The 20,370-nt window shown below is 58.9% G+C and carries 20 protein-coding genes and 5 pseudogenes; 11 read left to right on the forward strand and 14 right to left on the reverse strand.

All coding sequences use genetic code 11. The annotated features are described in order from the left end of the window. The first annotated feature begins 69 nt into the window (after window positions 1-69). The 3 genes from AC56QQ_RS27960 to AC56QQ_RS27970 all read left to right on the forward strand — a co-directional run bounded on the left by AC56QQ_RS27960 (window position 70) and on the right by AC56QQ_RS27970 (window position 2,678). A complete protein-coding gene (locus AC56QQ_RS27960) occupies window positions 70-993 on the forward strand; it encodes a dihydrodipicolinate synthase family protein (protein WP_497100579.1) in 924 nt (307 codons plus the stop codon). A 125-nt stretch (window positions 994-1,118) separates the two neighbouring features. Then, entirely contained in the window at window positions 1,119-2,384 is a 1,266-nt protein-coding gene (locus AC56QQ_RS27965) for a DegT/DnrJ/EryC1/StrS family aminotransferase (protein ID WP_489859870.1), read from the forward strand. Between the two features lie 72 nt (window positions 2,385-2,456). Then, complete coding sequence (locus AC56QQ_RS27970; protein ID WP_489859869.1) at window positions 2,457-2,678, forward strand: hypothetical protein; 222 nt, start codon at window positions 2,457-2,459, stop codon at window positions 2,676-2,678. A gap of 235 nt (window positions 2,679-2,913) precedes the next feature. On the opposite strand, the gene AC56QQ_RS27975 is transcribed toward AC56QQ_RS27970, so the two are convergent. Continuing rightward, window positions 2,914-3,339, reverse strand: a complete 426-nt coding sequence (locus AC56QQ_RS27975; protein ID WP_489859868.1) for a transketolase-like TK C-terminal-containing protein — start codon at window positions 3,337-3,339, stop codon at window positions 2,914-2,916. 190 nt (window positions 3,340-3,529) lie between these two features. Here AC56QQ_RS27975 and AC56QQ_RS27980 point away from each other — a divergent pair. After that, window positions 3,530-4,677 (forward strand): IS3-like element ISMlo4 family transposase gene (locus AC56QQ_RS27980; RefSeq protein ID WP_157866075.1). Its coding sequence is split into 2 segments (ribosomal slippage): window positions 3,530-3,779 and window positions 3,779-4,677, totalling 1,149 coding nucleotides; the frame shifts between segments, so codons are not numbered across the junction. Here AC56QQ_RS27980 and tkt read toward each other — a convergent pair. The 7 genes and pseudogenes from tkt to AC56QQ_RS28015 form a co-directional block, all read right to left on the reverse strand. After that, window positions 4,669-6,198 (reverse strand): transketolase, encoded by a 1,530-nt coding sequence (gene tkt, locus AC56QQ_RS27985; protein ID WP_489859867.1) that lies wholly within the window; start codon window positions 6,196-6,198, stop codon window positions 4,669-4,671. The two genes, AC56QQ_RS27980 and tkt, sit on opposite strands and share 9 nt — an antisense overlap. A 33-nt stretch (window positions 6,199-6,231) precedes the next feature. Further along, complete coding sequence (locus AC56QQ_RS27990; protein WP_497124164.1) at window positions 6,232-6,600, reverse strand: nucleoside/nucleotide kinase family protein; 369 nt, start codon at window positions 6,598-6,600, stop codon at window positions 6,232-6,234. A gap of 318 nt (window positions 6,601-6,918) precedes the next feature. Continuing rightward, window positions 6,919-7,574 (reverse strand): annotated as a pseudogene (gene fsa, locus AC56QQ_RS27995) (fructose-6-phosphate aldolase). 157 nt (window positions 7,575-7,731) lie between these two features. Beyond that, a complete protein-coding gene (locus AC56QQ_RS28000; RefSeq protein ID WP_489859864.1) occupies window positions 7,732-9,234 on the reverse strand; it encodes an APC family permease in 1,503 nt (500 codons plus the stop codon). Between the two features lie 738 nt (window positions 9,235-9,972). Then, on the reverse strand, window positions 9,973-10,419 hold the full coding sequence (locus tag AC56QQ_RS28005) for a LysR substrate-binding domain-containing protein (RefSeq protein WP_489859863.1): 447 nt from the start codon (window positions 10,417-10,419) through the stop codon (window positions 9,973-9,975). A 205-nt stretch (window positions 10,420-10,624) separates the two neighbouring features. Then, window positions 10,625-10,888 (reverse strand): LysR family transcriptional regulator, encoded by a 264-nt coding sequence (locus AC56QQ_RS28010; protein WP_489859862.1) that lies wholly within the window; start codon window positions 10,886-10,888, stop codon window positions 10,625-10,627. A gap of 193 nt (window positions 10,889-11,081) precedes the next feature. Beyond that, a complete protein-coding gene (locus AC56QQ_RS28015) occupies window positions 11,082-11,426 on the reverse strand; it encodes a transposase (protein WP_489859861.1) in 345 nt (114 codons plus the stop codon). Window positions 11,427-11,818: 392 nt separating this feature from the next. On the opposite strand from AC56QQ_RS28015, the gene AC56QQ_RS28020 reads away from it, so the two are divergent. Together AC56QQ_RS28020 and AC56QQ_RS28025 are read left to right on the forward strand one after the other, a co-directional pair. Then, the gene (locus AC56QQ_RS28020; protein WP_489859860.1) at window positions 11,819-12,916 is read left to right on the forward strand and encodes an ABC transporter ATP-binding protein; all 1,098 of its coding nucleotides are present in this window, start codon (window positions 11,819-11,821) and stop codon (window positions 12,914-12,916) included. Between the two features lie 123 nt (window positions 12,917-13,039). After that, complete coding sequence (locus AC56QQ_RS28025; RefSeq protein WP_489859859.1) at window positions 13,040-13,237, forward strand: hypothetical protein; 198 nt, start codon at window positions 13,040-13,042, stop codon at window positions 13,235-13,237. 2 nt (window positions 13,238-13,239) lie between these two features. Here AC56QQ_RS28025 and AC56QQ_RS28030 read toward each other — a convergent pair. Continuing rightward, window positions 13,240-13,401 (reverse strand): annotated as a pseudogene (locus AC56QQ_RS28030) (IS21 family transposase); the annotation flags it as partial. Between the two features lie 94 nt (window positions 13,402-13,495). On the opposite strand from AC56QQ_RS28030, the gene AC56QQ_RS28035 reads away from it, so the two are divergent. The 4 genes from AC56QQ_RS28035 (at window position 13,496) to AC56QQ_RS28050 (ending at window position 15,004) form a co-directional block, all read left to right on the forward strand. Further along, complete coding sequence (locus AC56QQ_RS28035) at window positions 13,496-13,999, forward strand: site-specific integrase (RefSeq protein ID WP_489859858.1); 504 nt, start codon at window positions 13,496-13,498, stop codon at window positions 13,997-13,999. Further along, entirely contained in the window at window positions 13,996-14,169 is a 174-nt protein-coding gene (locus AC56QQ_RS28040) for a hypothetical protein (RefSeq protein ID WP_489859857.1), read from the forward strand. The genes AC56QQ_RS28035 and AC56QQ_RS28040 overlap by 4 nt, the downstream gene beginning before the upstream one ends. 20 nt (window positions 14,170-14,189) lie before the next feature. Next, entirely contained in the window at window positions 14,190-14,594 is a 405-nt protein-coding gene (locus tag AC56QQ_RS28045) for a site-specific integrase (protein WP_489859856.1), read from the forward strand. A gap of 101 nt (window positions 14,595-14,695) precedes the next feature. Continuing rightward, window positions 14,696-15,004 carry a tyrosine-type recombinase/integrase gene (locus AC56QQ_RS28050; RefSeq protein WP_497104070.1) on the forward strand — a complete coding sequence of 103 codons (309 nt, stop codon included), beginning with the start codon at window positions 14,696-14,698 and terminating at the stop codon, window positions 15,002-15,004. A 111-nt stretch (window positions 15,005-15,115) separates the two neighbouring features. On the opposite strand, the pseudogene AC56QQ_RS28055 reads toward AC56QQ_RS28050, so the two are convergent. The 5 genes and pseudogenes from AC56QQ_RS28055 to AC56QQ_RS28075 form a co-directional block, all read right to left on the reverse strand. After that, window positions 15,116-15,334 (reverse strand): annotated as a pseudogene (locus AC56QQ_RS28055) (IS21 family transposase); the annotation flags it as partial. Beyond that, a pseudogene (locus AC56QQ_RS28060) lies at window positions 15,326-15,436 on the reverse strand (ATP-binding protein); the annotation flags it as partial. The pseudogenes AC56QQ_RS28055 and AC56QQ_RS28060, both read right to left, overlap by 9 nt. Window positions 15,437-15,505: 69 nt before the next feature. Further along, entirely contained in the window at window positions 15,506-16,306 is an 801-nt protein-coding gene (locus tag AC56QQ_RS28065; protein WP_489859855.1) for a carbohydrate ABC transporter permease, read from the reverse strand. A gap of 35 nt (window positions 16,307-16,341) precedes the next feature. Beyond that, window positions 16,342-17,190 (reverse strand): carbohydrate ABC transporter permease, encoded by an 849-nt coding sequence (locus AC56QQ_RS28070; protein WP_489859854.1) that lies wholly within the window; start codon window positions 17,188-17,190, stop codon window positions 16,342-16,344. 127 nt (window positions 17,191-17,317) lie between these two features. Then, window positions 17,318-18,727 (reverse strand): extracellular solute-binding protein, encoded by a 1,410-nt coding sequence (locus tag AC56QQ_RS28075; RefSeq protein ID WP_489859853.1) that lies wholly within the window; start codon window positions 18,725-18,727, stop codon window positions 17,318-17,320. Window positions 18,728-19,783: 1,056 nt separating this feature from the next. Between AC56QQ_RS28075 and tnpA the strand changes: the two are divergent. Beyond that, window positions 19,784-20,259 (forward strand): annotated as a pseudogene (gene tnpA, locus AC56QQ_RS28080) (IS66-like element accessory protein TnpA). Window positions 20,260-20,370: the final 111 nt, after the last annotated feature.

The raw sequence follows: 20,370 nt of genomic DNA on the forward strand, positions 1-20,370 counted from the left end.
TGCGTGCAACAATCATTCATGATAGGCCTGCGGAAGTCAAGAGTGGACTTAGGGAGTGCAGTTCTCGCGATGGTCAATCATCGACGCTATACCGGTCTTTTTCCAGTGGCTCCCACACCCTTCACCGGGAATGGAGATGTCGATTTCGACGGGCAGCGCCGCGTGCTTGATTGCATGATCGATCAGGGGGTCGATGGCATATGCATCCTGGCCAACTACTCCGAGCAGTTTTTGTTGTCGGACGAAGAGCGCCGGCATCTAACGGAACTGAGCCTCGAACATATCGCCGACCGGGTCCCGGTGATGGTCACATGCAGCCATTTCAGCACGCAGATCGCCGCAGGCCGCGCCAGGCATGCTTCCGAACACGGCGCCAAACTCATCATGCTAATGCCGCCATATCACGGCGCGGGCATCAAGCTGGATGAAATCTCGATTCGCGAACATTTCGCACGTGTCGCCGATGCCGCCGGCATTTCGGTCATGATTCAGGATGCGCCGCTGAGCGGGGTTACGCTTTCGGCCGATTTTATGGCCCGGATCGCGCAGGAGTTACCGCTGGTGCGCTATTTCAAGATCGAAGTCGCCGGCACGGCGGCTAAATTGCGCAAACTTCTAGAACGCGGCGGCGACGCGATCGAAGGGCCGTTCGACGGCGAGGAAGCCATAACGCTGATGGCCGATCTCGACGCCGGTGCCACTGGGGTGATGTCGAGCGCCTTGCTGCCAGATCTTATCCGCCCAGTGCTCGAGCACCACAAGGCCGGCCGCCGCGCGGAAGCGGCGAAAGCCTACGAGCATATTTTGCCGCTTATCAACTACGAGAATCGGCAGTGCGGACTGCGGGCGGCCAAGACAGTGATGATGGAAGGAAAGGTAATCAAATCCGACCATGTCCGCCATCCGCTCGAACCGCTGCATCGGGCGACACGAGCGGGCCTGCTTGAACTCGCGCAAGGTATGAACCCGCTTGCGCTGTCCTGGGGCAAGTAAGGCCCGCAGTCAGCCGGTTGGGGAATGATTGACGGGCGCAGCGGCGGAAAGCCGACTTGCCTCCGCGTGTTGGGGCGCATGGACAGGGCGCTCTCGAATTGGCATTCGTGTCGGAGGTAGCTGTAATGAACGAACTGGCGATTAACGGAGGCCCCCGCGCAATCGAGGGCGTATTGCCCAGCTTTCGCGATGCCTCGGGCCGCACGCTGGGCGAAGAAGAGGCAAATGCTCTCCTGGAAGTCATAAAGTCGGGCCGGCTCTCCTTCCTTACTGGCCCGAAGACCGGTGAGTTCGAACGCGCTTTCGCCGCGAAGTACGGCGTCAGGCATGCAGTGGCGGTGGCAAACGGCACTGCCGCCTTGCATTCAGCGGTTACCTATCTCAATCCAGAACCCGGCGACGAGATCATCCTGTCGCCCGTTACCGACGTGGGCACCGTCATCCCCGTGATTGCTCAACTTGCCATCCCCGTATTCGCCGATGTCGATCCGCTAACGCAAAACATAGATCCGGCGTCGATCGAGAAAAACATCTCGGCACGCACCCGCGCTATCATCGTAACGCATGTCTACGGACATCCTGCCGATATGGACGCCATCATGGCGATCGCAAAAAGACACGACCTCTTCGTCATAGAGGACTGCGCGCAAGCTCATCTTGCCTGGTACAAGGGAAAACTGTGCGGCACCATAGGCGATGTCGCGTGCTTCAGCTTTCAGCAGTCCAAGCACATGACCACCGGCGACGGCGGCATGGTGATCAGCAACGATAACGGACGTTTCGGTCGCATGCTGCGGCACTGCAGCGACAAAGGCTGGCCTCGTGAACGCGGCGGCCGCGATCATCTCTTCCTGGCGACGAACTATCATATGACGGAATTGCAGGCGGCAGTCGGTCTCGAGCAGTTGAAGAAGCTCGACCAGTTCGTCACGGCGCGCGTAAGCGCGGCCGACCGGCTGACCGAGTTGTTGGTCGATGTCGACGTGACGCCGATTCTGCCGCTGTCCGATACGGTCGGCGTCTACTTCTTCTATTGTTTCCGCCTCGATCCGTCGAAACTGTCGGCGCCGATTCCGGAGGTGATGAGGGCCCTGGTCGCCGAGGGCATAGATGGCTTTATCGGATATCCGGGGCAAGTCCCGCTCTACAGCTATCCGGTCATTCGCGAGCACAATACCTTCGGCCAGTCAGGACTTCCTTTTACCCTCGAGGGCGCCCGAAAGATCGACTATGGAAGCAACCTGTGCCCCGAGGCCGAGCGCGCCTGCCGCGAAACGGTATGCATGTGGTGGACCGACAGAATGGAGGATAGTCACCTCCGACAGATTGCGGCAGCGGTTCGCAAGGTCGTGTCCGCCTATTCAATCTCGTTAGAGAGGTGGGCCGAATGAGTATTGGAGCGACTGTGGATGAAACATTCTCTCCAGGTGTGATGGGGGATCATCTCAACGTCAGGGTTTGCAATGAACAAGGTCGTTCCAGAGATGATGGTAAGCGACAAACTCAAAGTGCACGCTACCGCCTCGCGGGCGAAGGATAAAGCCAAGCAGGCTGCGGGCCAGCTCGGTATCCCGAAGGCGTACGACAGCTATGAAGATATGCTTGATAGCCAGACCAATCTCCCGAGGGCATGCGATCTTGCGATCTTGAAAACCGGCTGCGGGATCTATCGCGACGAGAAATGAAGCCGCGCTGGCCCAAGCTCGGCTTCAAGTCAACGACAACTGCCGAAATTATCCTCTCGGGCATCGAGATGGCTCATATGATGCGCAAACGACAGGCGACGTTTGCCTACGATCCGGACGCCCTCCATTGCCAAGCAGTTCGAAATCCCTCGCCGCATGAGCGCCGCGTGACGCTCAACCTGCCTTTGCGACCTCAGCTGGAGTTTGCGACGGAACCTACGAGAAGGCTTCGGAATTACGGATTCACGCGTACAGCATTTTCCTGGCTCGCGATCGCCCGTCGGACTGCAATAATAATTCCTTCGACGGTGATCCCATAGTGCGCGTAAAGCGTCTCCGCCGGGGCAGACTCCCCGAATGTGTCTAAGCCAACGACCTCACCCTCGAGCCCAACATACTTTCTCCAATAGTCCGTAACCCCCGCCTCGACGGCGACGCGGACAATACCGGATGGCAGCACCTCGGCCTTGAAGGCGTCGCTCTGCTTATCGAAGATAAGCGTCGAAGGCATGGACACGACGCGCGTGTGAATGCCTTGGTCACCAAGTCGTTCAGAAGCTTCGACAGCGATTTGAACCTCTGAGCCAGTTGCGATGATTATGGCTTGCAAAAGCCCGGCCTCCTTTCGCAGGATATAGCCACCTCGCCTGATCGCCGTCACCTGTGCGTCCGAGCGTCGCTGAAAAGCAAGATTTTGCCGGCTGAGCGCCAGGATCGTCGGTGTTTCGGTTCGCTCCAGAGCAATCTGCCACGCGACGACAGTTTCAACCGAGTCGCAAGGACGCCAAACTGGCCTGCTGCCGGTTTCGTGGACACCGAGATAAGGTGTTTAACGGAACTGGAGAGTGGGAATGCAGAGAAGGAAGTTCAGCCGCGAGTTCAAGCTTGAGGCGGTGAGATTGATCGAGGATCGGGGCGTTGCGGTGGCCCAGGCTGCCCGCGACCTCGATGTCCACGAGAATGTGCTGCGCAAATGGGTGCGCGAGCTATCGGCCGATCCGCAGCGTGCGTTTCCCGGTCATGGGCAGATGAAGCCGGAGCAGCAGGAGATTGACCGGCTGCGTAAGGAAGTCGCGAAGCTGAAGGCGGAGCGCGACATCCTAAAAAAGGCCGCAGCCTACTTCGCGAGGGAAGTGACATGAGGTTCGCTTTCATCGCGAGGCACCGGAACATCTGGCCGGTGGCATGGCTGTGCAGTGCGCTGGATGTGTCCCGCTCGGGCTTCCATGCCTGGCTCAACCGCAGCCCTAGCGTTCGCTCCCAGCATGACGAGATCCTCGTTTCCAGGATCGACCGAAGCTTCAAGAGCAGCGACCGCACCTACGGCGCGCGTCGGGTCTGGCACGACGTTCTGGCAGAGGGGCTTTCCTGCGGACTGCATCGCATCGAACGCCTCATGCGGGAGAACGGCCTCCGGGCACGTCCACGCCGGCGCGGACTGCCGAAGGATACCGGCGAGCGAGCCGCCGTGTCGGACAACCTCCTCGATCGCGCCTTCGAGGCATCGGCCCCGAACCAGAAGTGGGTCGCCGACTTCACCTATATCTGGACTGCGGAAGGATGGATCTACGTTGCCGCCGTCGTCGATCTGTTCTCCCGCCGTGTCGTCGGCTGGGCGATGAAGGCCGAGATGACCGCGCAGCTCGTCACCGACGCTCTCATCATGGCGATCTGGAGGAGAGGCAAGCCCGACAGCCTGCTGCACCACTCCGACCAGGGATCGCAATATACGAGCGAGCAGTTCCAGCGACTGATGGCCGACCACGGCATCACCTGCTCGATGAGCCGGTCGGGCAACGTCTGGGACAACGCTGCGATGGAGAGCTTTTTCTCGTCGCTCAAGACCGAGCGGACAGCCCGCAAGGTCTACAGGACGAGAGATGATGCGAGGGCGGATGTGTTCGATTACATCGAGCGCTTCTATAACCCTCGGCGAAGGCACTCGACGCTGGGCTATCTGAGCCCCGTGGAGTTCGAGGAACAAGCTATGTTAGCTTAACCTCGTGTCCGAAAAACCGGCAGCAGGCCAAACATCCATGTTGGGTATCAGCCGCAGCGAGGCTAGATGTTCGACCGGCTGATGTGTTGGCCCGTCTTGGCCCAGTCCGATGGAGTCATGGGTGAAGACGTAGATCGCGCCAAGCTTCATCAGGGAGGCCATGCGCAAGGCATTTCGCGCGTAGTCGGAAAAAGTCAGGAACGTCCCACCGAATGGACGCAAGCCACCATGGGTCAGTATCCCGTTGATGATCGCGGCCATTCCGAACTCGCGCACGCCGAAGTTTACATAGTTACCACCGGAGGATGCCGTGACGGGATTGGCACCCTTCCACATCGTCAAATTGGAGCTTGCAAGGTCGGCCGAACCGCCAATCAGTTCGGGCACCAGATCGGCGAACTGCTGGATTGCGTTCTGGCTCGCCTTGCGGGAGGCTATAGTCTCCCCTTTCCGTATCGTCTCAGCGACAATCGCATCCGCCTTGGTGTGAAACTCTTTAGGCAGACGATGTTCCATCCGCCGTTCAAACTCTGCAGCTAGATGCGGATGGTCGACGCGATAAATTTCGAAACGACGACACCAATCGGCCTCTATAGCGCGGCCTGTTTGCAATGCGCTCCATGAGTCATAGACTTCGCTCGGAATTTCGAAGGGGCCGTGTGGCCAGCCGATGGCGAGCCGTGTACGAGCAATCTCTTCCACTCCGAGTGGAGCGCCATGGGAATCATGGCTTCCCGACTTTGTCGGAGCCCCTTTGCCGATCGTGGTTTTGCAGCAGATGAGGGTCGGGCGAAAGGCTTCCAGCTTTGCTATGCTGATCGCTCGGTCGACCGCGTCGATGTCATGCCCGTCGACCGAAGGGATGACGTGCCAACCATAGGCCTCGAAGCGCTTGGGCGTGTCGTCCGTGAACCAACCTTCGACGTGGCCGTCGATGGATATGCCGTTATCATCGTAAATCGCTATCAGTTTGCCGAGGCCTAGAGTTCCCGCGAGCGAGCAGGCCTCATGCGAAATGCCTTCCATGAGGCAGCCGTCACCCAGAAACACAAATGTGTGGTGGTCGACAATCTGGTGCCCAGACCGGTTGAACGCCGCAGCCAACGTTTTTTCGGCTATTGCCATGCCGACCGCGTTGGCAAGTCCCTGTCCGAGCGGACCGGTGGTGGTCTCGACCCCCGGCGCATAGCCATACTCCGGATGACCTGGTGTCTTGCTCCCCAACTGGCGAAACTGTCTCAGATCGTCGATCGATATGTCGTAACCGGTCAGATGAAGCAGACTGTAGAGCAGCATCGAGCCGTGGCCGTTGCTGAGCACGAACCGGTCGCGATCAGGCCATGTAGGTTTAGCCGGGTTGTGACGTAGATGTCTGGACCACAGTGCGACCGCAATCTCAGCCATTCCCATCGGCATTCCAGGATGGCCGGAAATGGAGTTCTGCACTGCATCCATCGACAGCGCGCGAATCGCGTTGGCCAGGACAATGGGCGAGACGGGCGTATTTGGACGGTCAGACACGTTTGGATTCCTTGGCGAAGCGGCTCTTAGCCTTCAATTGATGGCGAACTGCAGGAAGGTGGCGGGCGTCTCTATGGGGCGATCGGCGCGGTTATTTCGTTTTGTTCGTGAAAGAAAGACAATGTCGGAAGGCCTGCTCGCTTCCAGCACCACGTCAACGTTGGGCATGTCGTTCGATCCCACCCAACTTCGAGCGGCTTCGTCCGAATACCCAAGTTCGATCCATCGTTTCAGGAGACGACGCTCCAGTTCGGCACGGTGCACCGAAATGAAGAGCGAAAAATCGAGATACTGCGCCAGTGCGGACCACGGCGGCCTGTCGAGCAGCAGGTAGTTTCCCTCTACGAGAATGTATTTCTGCGTGGTCCCGATTATCGCCGCTCCTGCTCGCGCTACATCCATCTGGCGGTCGAAGGCGGGGATGACGACCGCGGGGGCTCCGTGGCCTGGAGCCTTCGCAATGTCGTTTCAAGACCCCAACAATCGAATGTGTCTTCGGCCCCTTTGCGGTGACGCTGGCCGATCTGTTCGAGAAGGGCGTTGTCATAAGGAAAGCCGCCCACCTAACGATTGTGGATTCGCCCGCTGGAAGGGAGTGGGCAAGCCTCCTTGATAAAGCGGATTTGTCGGCTCCGGGGGCCGGCGATTGCAACCATAACCGTTGTGCGCGTGCAGCACGATCGACGATTGCCCTCGCTATTTGGTCGATGTTCCACATGCTCAGCCGATCTTCTGGCCGGTCTTGGCCCAGTCGGCGAGGAAAGCCTCGAGGCCCTTGTCGGTCAGCGGGTGCTTGACTAGCGCCTTCAGCGTCGCCGGCGGCGCGGTGATGACATGCGCGCCGATGAGCGCCGCCTGCTTGACGTGGTTCACCGTGCGCACCGAAGCGGTCAGAATCTCGGTCGGGTAATCGTAGTTGTCGTAGATCTGCTTGATCTCGGCGATCAGCTCCATGCCGTCCGAACCGGTGTCGTCGATTCGGCCGACGAAGGGCGAGATGAAGGAGGCGCCGGCCTTGGCCGCCAGCAGCGCCTGGTTGGCCGAAAAGCACAGCGTCACATTGACCATACGGTTCATCTCGGTGCGGATGGTCTTGCAGGCTCTCAGCCCGTCCAGCGTCAGCGGCACCTTGATGCAGACATTGGGCGCGATCTTGGCCAGCACCGGGCCTCCGCCATCATGTCCTTGAATTCGGTGGCGACGACTTCGGCCGAGACCGGGCCGTCGACGATGTCGCAGATCTGCTTGGTGACGTCGGCGATCTTGCCGCCGGATTTCAGGATCAGCGACGGATTGGTGGTGACGCCGTCAAGCAACCCCAGATCGTTCAGCTCACGGATTTCCTTGGTATCGGCAGTGTCGACAAAAAATTTCATTTTCATCCTCTCTCTGCTCTACTGCAATGCACGGACGGACGGACGGACGGACGATCGTGGCGGCCTGTCCAATGGGCGCAACACAAATAGGTCAACGAAAGAATCCGAGCCTCCAAAGCGGAGGCGCGGCCCCAGTGTTACAACGAGGCTTCGTGCTTTATGGTTTTCTCGGAGCAAGGTCCGGTGGGCCTGCCCTTCCGGTGGCAAGATCGCCGCGCAGTTTCAGGATCCACCACGTGGCACCGATCGCTAGCATGAACATCGTCATGAAGGCTCCTGGGTGGCTTTCGTCAGGAATCGAAAACGTCGAAATGACAACGAGAGTCCAGAGAACACCCACACCAATCGTCGGAACAAGCCATTCTCCCAGGCCGAATGCGTCAACCGGCGCCGACGGGATGCGGTCACCACGATGGGCAAGATAGGTACCAACAAGGGTCAGGAAATAGGTTAGATAGTAAGTCAGACCAACCATTGAGTAGATCGCGGCCACAAACCCGCCGTTGGCAAGATTCATCATAGTTGCGATGACGGTAACCAGGATAATCGCGACTACAGGGGTTCCCGTCCGCTTGCTGACGCCCATCAACAGCTTGGAACCGGGCAGCATGTTATCACGTGACAAAGCATAGATCATCCGCGTGGCAACCGCCATGTTGGCGATCAAGCAGGCGAAAATCGAGGCAAATGCTACGAACAGCATGAGAAGGGCGGCAAGGTTTCCAAAACGCAGCCGAACGATGCCGATGACCGGGTTTTCGGGGTGCGCCAGAAAATCCGCGACGGACCCGGGAATAGCTAGGGCAAGCAAGGCGAAAAGACCAACCCCGAAAATGCTAGATACGGCAACTGCCCGGATCATGGCCTGTGCAGCAGCGCGGCGCGGATCCAGGGTCTCTTCTGCCAGATCAGCGGCGCCCTCCCATCCCAGCAACACGTTGACTGGGAGCAACATCGCTAGCGCAAACGTTGTCAGCGACAACGGCTCTCCGCTGGCCGGCGTGGTGTCAACCAACAAGCCAAAGCCATGCCCATCGCCAAAGAAGAAGAAGACACCGACAATAAGTCCGACCATCAGGAGCACCGTTCCGACCAACTCCACGACCGCCCCGATGTCGTTCATTTTGGTGGCAATCTTGATGCCGAAAATGTTGATCGCGCAGACGACGATTGTCGCGGATATGCTGAGCGCTTGCACCTGCCCCTGCGTCGGGTTTGCCCAAATCTCTGGCGCGAAAACCGAACCGATGGCCGCCGCCGTGCCGGCCGTTCCCGCCATGAACGAGATCATGGCGATCCAGCCCGTGAACCAGCCATAGCTTTTGTTCACGAGGCGGCTTGACCATTGGTATGCATAGCCGGTGACCGGAATGCGTGCGGACAAATGCGAGTAAACCAGCACGATGCAGGAGACAAAAGGAATAACCATAAACCAGAGCAAAACGCCGAACCCACCAACCCGATTGAATGGATCTGCAAACAGGGTGACAACGCCGGTGTTGATCGACACCATTGAGAAGGCCAAACAGAAGGACGTGAACGGACGCATCGTCCGGTGAAGTTTTTGCGTATAGCCAAGCGCCGCGAGATCGGCCTCGTCACTTGAGGTGACGCCTAGCGTAGCGGCCCCTCTGCTAAATGATTCATAGGTTTCAGTCATACTGCTCCCCCTTCTTATGCTTTCTTGCGCCGTCCTGCATCGCGGCGCTGGCACATATGTTAGGTAGGAAGCCCTTCCCCTAGAAATACATTTTTCAACATAATATATTCATGCTGCTTATTGCTGGTTATAAATGAAAATGCGCAATAACCCCAGCGCGGCTGCTATCGGCAAACAGTTTGCGCGAGCTACTGCGGGCAATATCGCATCGGTTGCCGTGGCCGGAGTTCTGCATCCGCTGCCCTAATGTCCACAACCTTTATGGCGTCACCGCCGGGGGAGCACATAAGCTTAAGGCGTCGCTCCGCCGGCCATTCCAGTTTGGCGTCGTATACCCCGCTGCGACCTAGTCAACGAGCGCCCAACATAAAGTCCTGCGCGACCCTGTTCGCCACCGGCCCGCAGCGCGCCAGCGCAAAGAGCTGAACGCTCAATAAGCGACGGTTATGAATGACCAGGTCTGGCAGATCGAGCCTACGGCAGCGCTGTCAGTGGAAGCTGGACGCTCCTTGCATGGAGCTGATTCGTAAGCTTCTCGGATTCGACTGTTGCCGCCTCGAAGACGACTTTGGCTGGCCTGTCTACCCGGTAGTACCCAGATCGACAAGGAGGAAATCGACCCCATTCTCAGCATGACCACGAAGGCCGCCTGATCATACCCTCAGGCCATCTGGGAATTTACACACCAGCTTGACGGACGTGACCCGGGTAGCAGGTCATGGGCGGCCCGGCCCGTGGTCAGGCACTGTCCAAGTTCGGGGGCCGAGCGACGATCCCGTAGACGCCTTTGGACACGCGGTGGACAGGGGAGATGAAGTCCGAAACAAGCTTATTTGGTGCAACGCGATATCCAACGGCAATAATACATTCCTGCATGTCAATAATGGGTCGAAATATGACACCGGGACGCGCGTAGTACCGAGCGGTGCTGTCGGCAGTAATGCTGATGCCTCTGCCAGCAGCTACCGCTTGCAGCTCAGACTCGACGGTCGCGGCCTCGTAGGACACTTTGGCAGGCCTTCCATCTCGATAGTCCATGGCCACCCAATAGTCGCGCCAGACTCCTGGTACCGGCGCCGCCACTATCGGCTCATCCAGAATATCGCTGACCACCACGCTCTCGCGTATAGCGAGACGGTGTCCTGCTGGCAGGCAGGCGACGCATTGTTCTCTGGCTATTTCCACCAGCTCGACATCGTCGACACCGATCGGAGGGCGCACTATCAGTCGACCTTTCTGTCCCGCAGACCAGCGCTCGGGTCTGAAAAGTCAAGCTCCTGCAAGTGGAGGCCCGCTCCCGGCCTAATCCGCTCGAACTCACGTACGATGTCCGGAATGAAGTGCACAGCGGTGCCGATCATGTAGCCCACCCGCAGTTCGTTGTTGAGCGTCAAATGCAGCGCGCTTCATTGTTAAAGGCGTCCAAAGTGGTATGCACTATGTGAGCCCTTGCCAAGAGCCTCTCGCCTGATGTCGTCAGAGCCACACTACGCGTCGTTCGCTCAAATGAGTCAAAGCCAACGGTCGCCTCGAGCTGCATGATGGTCTGCGACAGCGCCGACTGCGACACGTGCAGCCTTTCGGCGGCACGTGCGAAGTTCCGCTCCTCGGCCACCGCGATAAATGCCCGAATATGCCGAAAAAGCGTATTCATAGATCGTGTCCTAACACATGGTGTAAGAGCGCCGACCTCCGGAGAGGTCCGAGCCTGATCAGGCGGTCACAGCGGGCAGCCTAACATTGGGATTGTCGGTGACGCGGGCGAGTGCTCCAAGGCTAATGTAGCGCCGCAGAGGCGGCTGACTTGGCTCTTGGACATGCCGCCCGCGACCATTGCCTTCACAAGGTCATCGACCGCGCGTTGAGATGCCTTGCACATAAGCCTTCAGGATCACCGCCACCAAGGCCTTCTCCGCCGTCCGCCGGGGTTCAAGGAAGCTTGGCAGATAGCCCCCTGGCGTAGCTGGGGATCTCCAGCGCGATCCGCCCCGCACGGGTGTCCCAGTCCCGTTCCCGGCAGCCGTTGCGCTGGACCTCGCGCAGCGGCGAGCGCGCGCCCTTCCCGCGCCGGTGCGCAGTCCCACTTCCACCTCCGTGATCCGGTCGGCCGCATAGGCCAGCATATCGCGCACCAGATCGCTGTCGGCCTGCTTTTCAGCCAGCTCGATCAGCGCCATTCTCTTGTTGGTCATCGTCATCTCCGTCCTTGGTTTCGGGTGTCGCAACCCGAACTTTTTCCAAAGATCGACGATGACCGCCAGCGTCAGCACCGGCCGCGTACTGCGCTCCACCGAGGGGCTCCGCGCGCGGCCTCATACACCACTGTTGGGTCACGGCCTATTCATAAGCGCCATGAAATAATCGTTTAGCAATTCGTCCTTGTTGTCAGTGACCTGCCAGGCGAAAGCTAAAGTGAGCAGCAGAGGAGTTGAGGTAACCATGACCGTCGGTGGGGCAAATGAGGTTATTGAGCGAGGGAAGATGTCACTGATCCATACTTTCTGTTCGCAGCTCCCCTTCCGATCCAGAGCGGTTCGGGTTCACCGCTTCGCCCGATCCAGTTCCTTTAGGTTGGACCAACACCATGTCTAAGGTAAGCCTCAGCGGCGTGTGCAAGCGATTTGGGTCACATGATGTAGTCAGTGACATCAACCTCGAAATCGGCGACGAGGAGTTCGTCGTCTTCGTTGGCCCATCAGGCTGCGGGAAGTCCACTTTGCTGCGCATGATCGCCGGCCTGGAAGACATTTCGCAGGGCGAGATCAGCATTGACGGCACGGTCGTCAATGACCTTCCCCCGTCGAAACGGCAGATTTCGATGGTCTTCCAGAACTATGCGCTCTACCCGCACAAGACCGTCCGCGAAAACATCGGCTTCGCACTTCGGCTCGCCAAGGTCGACAAGCAGACGATCCGCGATAAGGTCGAAGATGTCGCTCGCGTTCTTGAACTTGAAGCCCTTCTGGAGCGAAAGCCAAGACAACTCTCAGGCGGGCAGCGGCAACGCGTGGCAATCGGACGCGCCATCGTGCGCGAGCCGAGGCTCTTTCTGTTTGACGAGCCCCTGTCAAACCTTGACGCCGCGTTGCGCGGTCAAATGCGCATCGAGATTGCGCGTCTTCACCAGACGTTGAAGACGACCATGATCTTCGTGACCCACGACCAGGTCGAAGCGATGACGCTTGCCGACAAGATCGTTGTCTTGAACAAGGGCCGGATCGAGCAGGTGGGAAGTCCGATGGAGCTGTATTTGCATCCATCGAACCGCTTCGTAGCCAGCTTTATTGGCTCCCCGAAGATGAATTTCATCAAGGCCCGGGTCGATTCCGTGGCGGATGGCAGCGCCCACCTGCTGGCCGCTGCCGGGACCGCTTTGACCTGCCCGATCGGCACGGAACACGGTCTGTCGCGCAAGGACGAAGTGACGATCGGCATCCGCCCGGAAGATTTGTCACTCGGCGAGCAGGGCCTGACCTTTCGTGGTGTGGCGCAGGTGGTCGAGCATCTCGGTGCCGAAACACATGCGATCGTCGAAATGCCGCAGAACGAAGTGATCACCGCAGTCCTCGACGGCAAGTCGTCGGTCAAGGTCGGAGATGTGCTCTCCCTAAGCGCAGCCACGGATCATCTGCACCTCTTCGATTCAAACGGAAAAGCAATCGCGAGCAGGGGGCGGCCTTGAAACACCAGGCGGACTGAACCGCGCCGGGTTTACGAGAGGCTGATGGACGTTAGGGCCTGACGCAGAACAAACGCTTCATCTGGTCGGTAGGCGGCAGGGTTTGGGATCGAGGCGCTGCAATGTATGGCGTCAGGAGTCGCGGCCGCGCTGCTGCCTGAGTTTTTTGATGCGACGGCGTTGATAGGTGTCGATTTCGCGGAACAAGGGGGAGCGGCGATCGAACAGAAGGTGGGTGATGGAGACGATTTGGACAGCCGTGGTGTCCGAGCCATTGATGTCGAGACAACAGGCAACAAGCTGGTCGCGATAGGCCAGGTTTAACAGCGTGGCGCCTTCTTCTGCGAGGGCAGCCTCGAATCCTTCTCGATGCGATAGGCCGTGGCTATGCTGATCGACGCCTCTGTCCCCTCGACGGCTGTCGAATTGGTCTGACGGAACTTCATGTAGAGCCTCATCTGGTGATCGGTTATGTGGCGGCCGGGCACAAAGTGATTCCTCCAAATCGGAGAAACCACCGGCATACCCGGTCGACCGAGATCACCAGATAAACGCCCCCGAAAAGGCAGCGGCGCTGGCGGGTTGAAACTCCAGTCGGGCTGCGCCCTCCCTGCGTTCCAACCCGCCAGCATTCTCGTCTTGATTGACGCAACGCTCGCAGCTTCATTGTCGCGCCGCAGAGCACTCCTGGGCCAGCATCTGCATCAACGCCACACTACGGCGCTCGCAACCAATACTGCAGACGATCAGCCGCTGTTTTGCTTGCGCGGAGGTCGCTCGATCAATCTTGGGACCATCAGCCAGACCTTTCACGCTATGGTCCCGAGCCTAAATCTGCGGATCCCACCCGGCATTTCGCCTCCACGCCTGCACGATCTGAGACACTCGTTTGCCGTTGGCACACTCTCGCGCTGGTACACGCTCGGCTTCGATCCTCAGACGAAGCTTCTTGCGCTCTCGACTTTCATGGGGCACGGCGACATCAGTTCCATTGCGGTGTATCTGACGCCGACCCCGGAGCTTCTCGAACACGCCAACCGACGCTTCCGTGATGCCGCGGCAACGCTCGCGGAGGATCGGTCATGACCCTCTCCCTCGGTACACTGATCCAATCATTTTTTGCTGATCATCTTCCGGTTCAGAAGGGGCTGCGGCTCGGTTCGATCCGCAGTTGTCGTGACACGATCCGCCTGTTCCTGTGCTTCGTGTCCGAGCAGCGTGGCCGCAGAATACTGCACTGGCCCTTGATGACCTGACGTTCGAACGGAGTCTGGCATTGCTGAAGCACCTGGGACAAGAACGCGGCAACTCGGTACGTAGTCGCAATCAACGTCGCGCTGCACTGAACACCTTCTTTGCCTACCTCGCTGTGCGTGCACCCGAGATGCTAGCGGTTTGTCAGCAAGTCGCGGCAATTCCCGTCAAGCGCACATCACTGCCTGATACGCACTTCCTGGAGCGGGAGGAGGTAGCGGCCTTGTTTCGTTCGCTGCCTCGGCAAGGGCATCTCGCGCTGCGCGACCACATACTATTGCTCTTCCTCTACGACACGGGCGCCAGGGCACAGGAAGTTGCGGATCTTCGTATCGAGCACCTCGAACTCAAGCCGCCGGCCAAAGTCCACTTGAGCGTGACCCCATCATGCGGCGGCCTAACGTCGACCGCGAAGAGAAGCGAGTGACCCGCGGGGCGACATGGTCCGGAAAATTATCGGGAGGAGCTTGACCTCAACGATCCCAATCAGAGAAGAGAAGCCTGCTAACGAGGTTCGGGATCTATAAGATTGTCCGACGACACGGCGCATCCTTCGATACACACGGGCCGAAATCCAGACGTGTCAGCCCGCATCTATTCCGGCACACCGCTGCCTGCCACCTACTGGAATCCGGTGTCGAAGTTAATGTGCTACGCACTTGGCTCGGGCACGTGAGTCTCGACACGACAAATCGTTATGCCGAGCTGACGCTGCGCGCCAAAACCGAGGCGCTACGCGCCTGCGAAGTGAGTGGTTCAGGTATTTCAACGGTACCCCGGCCACGTGTTGCCTGGAAGGACGACAAAACCCTCCTCGACTGGCTCAATTCGCTGTAGCGCATTATGTGTCCTCTCGCCCGCGGTCCACCTTCGAAATACCGGCTCAAACCGTTGCCAGCCACATAATGGCGTCGGACACAAAACTACGATTTTGTTCCCGGGAACAAAATCGTAGACGATCGCCTTCGGCACGCCGCCGAAGAAGCTCAGCGCCCGGCACTGGCCCTCGATGCAGTCTGGCAGCTTCTGGCTGAGGCTGGCGTGGGCGAAGATGAAGGTCGACGCTCCCAGCACGGCCACGAAGATCTGGGCCTGGCTGATGACGCCGGTGTCGGGATCGACGACCGATACGGAGTGCGCGGCGTAGTCGGTTTGCATGTAGGCTGGGAAGCGCGCAGCCTTCATGTGATAGGCGATGGAACGCACTTCCCGTTCGGCCAGTTCAGCCTTGAGCAGTTGTGACAGGATCGGCACGGCGGCTGCGAAGGCCAGCGCGGTTCACAATGCGAAGTGCGGTGGGCACGCGCTTACCATCAAACCGTGGGATCAAACACCTAACTACTCGCCAGCTATCGCGCCGCCGGTCATTCCCGCAACCATATAGCGCTGCACGGCGAACGCGAAGATCACTACTGGCAACACCGTCACAGTGCCGACCGCCGCGATCTGGCCCCAGAACGTCCCGATGGGAGTGAGCAAGTTTGGCACCGCCACCGGGATAGTTGCCGTATCCCGTGAGGTAAGGACCAGCGCGAAAAGGAACTCGTTCCAGGAGTTGATCAGGCAGAAGATGCTCGTTGCAGCAAGCCCGCCCCGGGTCAGTGGCAGCACGATGCGCAAGAACGCTCCAAGGTGGCTGCATCCGTCCAATCGAGCGGCTTCGTCGAGCGACGTCGGCACCGCCATGAAGAACCCGCGCATCATCCACACGGTGAAGGGGATCGAGAATGTTAGGTACGCGGCGATGACCGCCGTATAGGTGCCGCTGAGCCCCAATTGATAGGCCAGCAGAAACAGAGGCACCGACAGGACCATCGCCGGCAGCAGCCGCGTGCCAAGCAACATAAGAAGGTAGACACCCTGCAACCGCCCGCTCCGCCGGCTCAGGCTGTAAGCGGCAGGAACGCCCACCACGAGCGCGATTGCAGTGGACGCAAGCGCAACCACGACCGAGTTGATAAGGTTCCTGCTAAATCCCTTATTTTGGAACGCCTCGCGGTAGTTGTCGAGCGTCGGCGTGAAGGTCAGCTTAGGAGTCAAGGAGAAGATGTCCACGCGATTCTTGAACGAGGTGAGCACCAGCCACAGCAACGGTGACAGGTAGGCAAGGATTGCCACTGTGACGATGGCCAGGATCACCGCTTGGCCTATGCCACTGCGAGTTCGCGCTGATGTCATTGACGCATGTCCTTGCGCAGGAGGAAGTGGAACATCACGGCAGCCAAGGCCATGACCACGACAAAGGTAACCAGGCTAAGCGCCGCACCGTAGCTGAGATCCCAATTGGCGAAACTTACACGGTATTGGTACAGGTCGTTCACGACGGTCGATGACCCCGGCCCGCCGCCAGTAAGGATGTAGACCTTGTCGAACTCTCTCACGGCTTCCGTGGTGCGGAACAGGACGGCCACAGCGAGGATCGGGGTGAGCATCGGCAAGATCACGAGCCGATACTTCTGAAGCGTTGTTGCCCCGTCGATTTCGGCTGCCTCCAGCGGCTCGGTCGGAAGCGCCCGCAATCCGGCAACCACCATCAGCGCGACAAACGGGAACCATTCCCACACATCCGCAGCGATAAGAGCTACTAGGGCCGTAGACCCTTGGCTCAGCATACCGCCCGCCGGCCCGATACCCAGCCCGCTAAGGATCCAGGTCAGGTACCCGAATTGGGCGTTGAACGCAAAGTTGAACATCAAGCCGACGATCAGCGGAGCCAGGATCATCGGCAACAGCAATGCCGAAGTGACCAGCCGCTGGAAGACCTTCAGCCGATGCAGCCAGATTCCGACTAGAGTGCCGATTACAGTTTCAAGGACAACCGCCGAAACCACGAAGATGATGGTGGTGAGGATGGCGTTGCCAAAGGCGTCATCTTGAATGATTCGTTCGTAGTTGGCCAGACCGACCCACTGGCCGGTCTTGCCAGGAATGACCAGGCTGTAGCTGTGGAAGCTCAGTTGGATACTGTAGATCACCGGGGCCACAACAACGGTCAGTAGGATCAACAAACTCGGCGTCTGCATCGAGAAGTAGAACCATTGCCCGTGCTTCGGCCGCCGGCGGCTAGGTCGCGCTAGGCGGGGGGGTGTCACCCCCCTTTCTGCCGCCTCGTCACGTAGAATTGTGCTATTTCCCATGCCCAAGCCCACCTTATTTGTATGTCACCGGGAGAGCGCCGTTCAACAGCTTGGTGATCTCGTTCTGCGCATCGTCCAAGGCGCCTTGCGAGGACACCTGGCCATTGAGGGCCTGTGACAGGTGGTTGCTCAGCACGTCGTTCATGCCTCCCCATTGTGGGATGCGCGGACGCGCCTTAGACTGTTGCAGGCTAGAGAGCTCCTGGTTCCAGTACGGCAGTTTTGCCTGCAGCTCCGGGTCTTTGAAGACGGACGTCAAAGCCGGCAAGCCGCCAAGTTCGGCGAGCTTGGTCTGAGTGGGCTTTGACAGGGCCCACGCCATGAACAGTTGGGCGGCCTCCTTGTTGGCGGAGTCCGCATTCACTGTCCATGTCCAACTGCCCAAGAGCGCCTCGGGATGATCGCCAACGGCTTTAGTCGGAATGGCGGCGTAGCCAATTTTACCGGCGACCTTTGACTGGGTAGGGTCCTCAATAGCGCCTGGGGTGTCGCCCCAGGTAATGGACTCTGCAGCGATGCCCTGCTCGAGTTGAGTGGTGACCTCGTCCCATGTTGCCGAGGTGTAGCCGGGCGGCGCGTACGCCGTGAGCGACTTCTCGAAGTCGAGCGCCGCCACGTTCGCAGCAGAATTCACGGCCGGATTGCCAGACGAGTCGAATAGGTCGCCACCGAAGGTCCACATGTAGTTCATCCACTCTAGGACGGTGGCGGTGTGCCGCTTGCCCGCGAGCGCCACTCCGTACATGGGCGAGGAGAGTTCCTGACCGGCCAACTTGTCTCCGCTCTTGCGAGTGAAGAACTCCGCGATGTCCTTGTATTGCTGCCATGTTTTAGCGGGGGCGAGGTCATAGCCATACTTCGCTTTGAAGGCCTGCTGCTCGGTCGGGTCTGAAAACAGGTCCTTACGGTAGAACATCATCATCAATCCACTGTTGGACGGCACGCCGTAGCAATGCTCCTTCCACTGGGACGACGCCTTCCAGAGCACAGGAATGATGTCCGCGCTGCGATAGGTGGTGGGCGCACCCTTCGGCGGAGCATTGCAGAAATCATCCTCGATTTGGATATATTTCTGTTCAGCAAAGCTCCCGAGATACTCGTAAGGAATGGAGAGGACGTCGTACGTACCACTCTTTGTCGCGAAATTGAGCACCGCTTTCTGAACCAAAATGTCATAGGGCGCCTGCTCGAGCGTCACCTCGATCCCGGTCTTTTTCTGGAAGTCCGCAAGGAGGTCCTGTAGAACTGTCGAATTTGTCGCCGCCTCAGCGATGATCTGCAAGTGTGTTCCTTTATACGCTTGGCTCCAGCCGTCCGGACCAGTTCCAGTTTCGTCCGCATGGCCGCCCACCGCGAAAAGAAGGGTTCCCAGCATGCCCAGCGACAGCTTAGTTGGTAGATTCTTGCAGTGCTTCCGTCCCATCAGTCTTCTCCATTTCTTTCTTGCAGTCCGATAGTATTCAAAGGCTCGGCGTGTCCGTTCCACTTCGATTAGGATGCTCTCGCAATTCGTCGGGGGGAGCGGGCCGTCCAATCTGCAGGTTCCGGGCCTGTCGTGGAGTAGCAGACGCGCCTTCGGCGTCCGCAGATCATATCCGGGTCGTCGGGTCGAAGGCGCGACCTGTCTGGCCAAATCCCACCCTCTGTCACAACCGATCGACATTGGTCGCGTCCGATGACGATAGCGATCTGTCCGACCGGGTGGCCATTCTTCCGCGCAAGTTTCGCGGCGGACTCGACAGCTATGCTACCGTGGAACCAGAGACTGACCCTGCTGGGATGGCTAGTAGCGTGAGCCGAGTGGCGAGCGTGAGCAAGGTACAGGAAGCACAGTTCGACCGAACGTACGTCATTTGTTGCGCTCGGGAGTCGGCTGCGTGGAGCATGCGAGCCGGATGCACCAATGTCGTTTGGCCACGCTTGGGAGGTCAGATTCAAAAACCGACAGTCTTCAGCGTCCGGGATATTCGGCCCGGACATCCGGACGAAGGTCGAAGTAGGTTCTGCGCGGGCCGTCCAGCCGCGAAGAGGCGCTTCTTTATCCGCTTTGAGCCCGGAGGCGCTGACCTTCTCAGACCCAACCAGGCTTCCATTGGCTTTTCTGTACACCATGTTCGGCAGTCTAGAAGTTGCGCCGATGGTTGAGAATGTGAAACTTGCGATCGATTTATAAGCGGGACGTATGAATGGCCGCCAGTTTCGGGGGCGCCAATGAAGGGTGATCCAGACGGTCCGGGAGGAGTCACCTGCCGGGATTGCGAGAGGATCAGCCAACCGCCGGCGCCATTCCAACCGACCGGGGCTCGGCGGGGCCGAACCTGGTGGCCATGATCGCCTTCGAGAAGTTCGGCCATGACGTTGCCGCCTGGAACTAGTCCAGTTTGATCAGAGATTAAGGTAAGCGCGAATTTCCCCGCACCTTTTGCTGTTGAGTGCTCTGATGCATGAGGTGTCCACCAAAATAGGTTGACACCAAGTGATGGAAGAAGACGAGCAGAAACTGCGGGTGAGGCTTGTCGGTCGGAACGGGCGACGCCGATACGACCCTTGCATCGAAGGACCGTCTTGTCTCGGCCTGCCTTGAGCCTGGCGTGTCGGTATCGAGGCTTGCGCTCGAACATGGGGTCAATGCGAACCTTCTTCGGAAGTGGATAAAGAAGCGCGCGAAGACCCAGTCCCTCCCGCCATCCTCACCACCGGCGTTCATCCCGGTTCAGATTGAAAGTGCTGCCGATCGGGCCTTGCTGCGACAGAGCAGCATGGCTGCGGTGGATTTGCCGGGGACTTGCGATGAGGTGCGTGGGTCGGGCATCGAAAAGGACTGCGCTTTTTTCCTCTCCGGCCAAGGTGAGCGCGTCATTGCCGAACGGCGTGGAGTTGATGCTGGAATGTGGTGATGTGGATGCATTGACGGCGACCATCGGAGCACTGGGTCATGTTCAGACTGGGCGCTGACCTGAAGAGCGCGGTCAGAATGACATATTGTTCTCTTCGAACTGACGCGAGCCGCCGAATTGTGCGGCTGCCCTGCCGGCAAAGTACGCATTCCAAGCCGGATAGGTGCAG

The organism is Mesorhizobium sp. RCAM 05099, from assembly GCF_059683685.1.